A 3,081-nucleotide genomic window follows, 5' to 3' on the forward strand; every position below is an offset into this window, starting at 1 on the left:
CCGACGCACCCACCACCCCCGACACCACGCGCCTCACCCCGGCCCGGATCGCCACGCTCACCTCGCTCGTCGCTCTCGTCGTGGCCGTCCTCGCCTTCGACCTGGATGCCGGTCTGACCGCGATCACCCTCGCCGTCGTGCTGAGCACCGCCTGGCCGGAGGACAGCCGCAACGCGGTCGGCCAGATCGCCTGGTCGACGGTGCTGCTGATCTGCGGTGTCCTCACGTACGTCGGTGTCCTGGACGAGATGGGCACCATCACCTGGGCCGGCGAGGGCGTCGGCGGCATCGGCGTCCCGCTGCTGGCCGCGGTCCTGCTGTGCTACATCGGCGCGATCGTCTCGGCGTTCGCCTCGTCCGTCGGGATCATGGGCGCCCTGATCCCCCTCGCCGTGCCTTTCCTCGCGCAGGGCGAGATCGGGGCCATCGGCATGGTGTGCGCGCTGGCCGTGTCGGCGACGGTCGTGGACGTGAGCCCCTTCTCGACGAACGGCGCGCTGGTGCTGGCCGCGGCACCGGACGTCGACCGGGAGCGTTTCTTCAAGCAGCTGATGGTGTACGGAGGGATCGTGGTGGCGGTGGTACCCGCGGTGGCGTGGCTGGTGATGGTGGTGCCGAACTGGGGATGACCTGGGGGCGCCTCGGGATGACCTGGAGATTCCTCGGGGAGGACCGGAGGATGCTGACGACGCCATGAGTGACGTACCCGCCAAGAGTGACGTACCCGCCATGAGTGACGTACCCGCCCATCAGCCACGTACCGACGAACGACCAAGGAGTACGACGCGTGTCCCCTCTCTTCCCGGCCCTGACCGAGGCCCTGGCGGACCCGGACGGACCCGGTGCGCACCGGCCGGCCCTGCGCTTCGGCGACCGTTCCCTGACATACGGCGAGCTGGCCGCCGTGGCCGCGCCCCTGGCCGGGCGCCTCGCCGGAGCGGGCCGGATCGCCGTCTGGGCCACGCCCACCCTGGAGACCGCGGTCGCCGTGGTCGCCGCGCTGCTGGCCGGCGTCCCCGCCGTACCGCTCAACCCGAAGTCGGGCGAGAGCGAGCTGGGGCACATCGTGTCGGACAGTGCGCCGACGCTGGTGCTTGCGGAAGCCGGTGATCAACTCCCTTCAGCACTGGGTGAGTTGGGGCGCGTCGACATCGACGTACGAGCCGCTGGGGCGCCCCAGGTGCCTGAAGACCTCACCCCCGTACCTGACGTACCTGAGGAACCCGCCCCCGAATCCCCCGCCCTGATCGTCTACACCTCCGGCACCACCGGCCCGCCCAAGGGCGCCGTCATCCCCCGCCGGGCCATCGCCGCCACCCTGGACGCCCTCGCGGACGCCTGGGCGTGGACCGGCGACGACGTACTCGTGCACGGACTCCCCCTCTTCCACGTGCACGGCCTGATCCTCGGGATCCTCGGCCCGCTGCGTCGCGGCGGATCGGTCCGTCACCTGGGCAGGTTCGAAACGGCCGGTGTGGCAAGGGAGTTGACCGAGGGCGCCACGATGTTGTTCGGGGTGCCGACGATGTACCACCGGATCGCGGAGGCGCTGCCCGACGACCCGGCCCTCGCGAAGTCCCTCGGGAAGGCGCGGCTCCTGGTCTCGGGTTCGGCGGCGCTGCCCGTGCACGACCACGAGCGGATCGCGGCGGCGACGGGGCGGCGGGTCATCGAGCGGTACGGGATGACGGAGACCCTGATGAACACGAGTGTCCGTGCGGACGGGGAGCCGCGTGCGGGCACGGTCGGCGTGCCGCTGCCGGGCGTCGAGCTGCGGCTGACGGAGGACGACGGCGTGACGGCCGTCGAGGCGTACGACGGGGAGACGGTGGGCGAGATCCAGGTCCGCGGGCCGAACCTCTTCACCGAGTACCTGAACCGGCCGGACGCGACGGTGGAGGCGTTCACGGAGGGCGGCTGGTTCCGCACGGGTGACATGGCGGTACGCGACCCCGACGGCTACGTACGCATCGTCGGCCGCAAGGCAACCGACCTCATCAAGAGCGGTGGTTACAAGATCGGGGCGGGTGAGATCGAGAACGCGCTGCTGGAACACCCCGGCGTGCGCGAGGCCGCGGTCACCGGTGAGCCCGACGCGGACCTCGGCGAGCGGATCGTGGCGTGGATCGTGCCGGACTCGGATCTGTCACCACCGTCCGCCGAGGAGTTGGCAGACCATGTGGCCCGTCGCCTCGCCCCGCACAAGCGACCGCGCACCGTCCGCTACCTCGACGCCCTGCCCCGCAACGACATGGGCAAGATCATGAAGCGTGCGCTGCCCCATGACTGACCGCCGGAGGTCCACTGCTCGCGAGGCGATCGCTCTCGTGGCGGCCAGTTTCACCGAACTCCCGGCCCCGGCCGGCGAGTACGCACCCGACGGCCCGCTGTCCTGGCAGGGCTACGACACCTCACGCGCCCGCGCCGCCGAGCGCACCGGCGAGGAGGAGTCCGTCGTCTGCGGCAGTGCGAGGGTCGGTGGGACGGCCGCCGTGCTGATCTCGTTCGAGTTCGGCTTCCTGGGCGGCTCGCTCGGGGAGCGCACCGGGGACCGGCTGGAGGCGGCGTACACGTACGCGCGTGAGCACCGCCTCCCCGTCGTGTCCCTCGTCGCGACGGGCGGCAGCCGGATGCAGGAGGGCATGCGCGCACTGGTCCAACTCCAGCGCGTGGCACGGCAGTCGGCGCTCACCCGCGCGGCGGGCCTGCCGCAGCTCGCGGTGCTGCGGGACCCGACGACGGGCGGCGGCTGGGCCACGCTGGGCGCGGGCGCGGATGTGATCCTCGCGCTGCCGGGCGCCCAGGTCGGTTTCGCGGGTTCACGGGTCCGTCCGCCGGACGCGGACCCGGTGGCGTACACGGCGGAGGCGCAGCTGGCGGCGGGTTCGATCGACGCGGTGGTTCCTCCGGAGGAGCTGCCCGGCGTACTGGAGCTCTGGCTGCGCCTGCTGACCATGGAGAAGCCGAAGCCGCTCACCCAGGCCGCGAAAGCGGTGGCCCTGGCCGCCGTCGTCCTGTTGGTCTGCGTGCCCTTTCTGGTCATCGTGTCGACCTCGCTGGCCTCGCAGCGCGAGGTGGTCG

General features: G+C 72.0%; 2 protein-coding genes and 1 pseudogene. All 3 read left to right on the forward strand.

What is annotated here, in order from left to right:
- Nucleotides 1-629: pseudogene (locus tag G6048_RS47420) on the forward strand (SLC13 family permease); the annotation flags it as partial.
- 158 nt (nt 630-787) lie between these two features.
- Nucleotides 788-2,290, forward strand: coding sequence for an acyl-CoA synthetase (locus tag G6048_RS47425; protein WP_165345808.1), 1,503 nt, complete (start codon nt 788-790; stop codon nt 2,288-2,290).
- Nucleotides 2,283-3,081: carboxyl transferase domain-containing protein (locus G6048_RS47430; protein ID WP_328829103.1), on the forward strand; the 799-nt coding region annotated here is incomplete at its 3' end. The genes G6048_RS47425 and G6048_RS47430, both read left to right, overlap by 8 nt.

Origin of the sequence: Streptomyces ureilyticus (assembly GCF_011045025.1) — a bacterium.
In the GTDB taxonomy this organism is placed as follows: domain Bacteria; phylum Actinomycetota; class Actinomycetes; order Streptomycetales; family Streptomycetaceae; genus Streptomyces; species Streptomyces ureilyticus.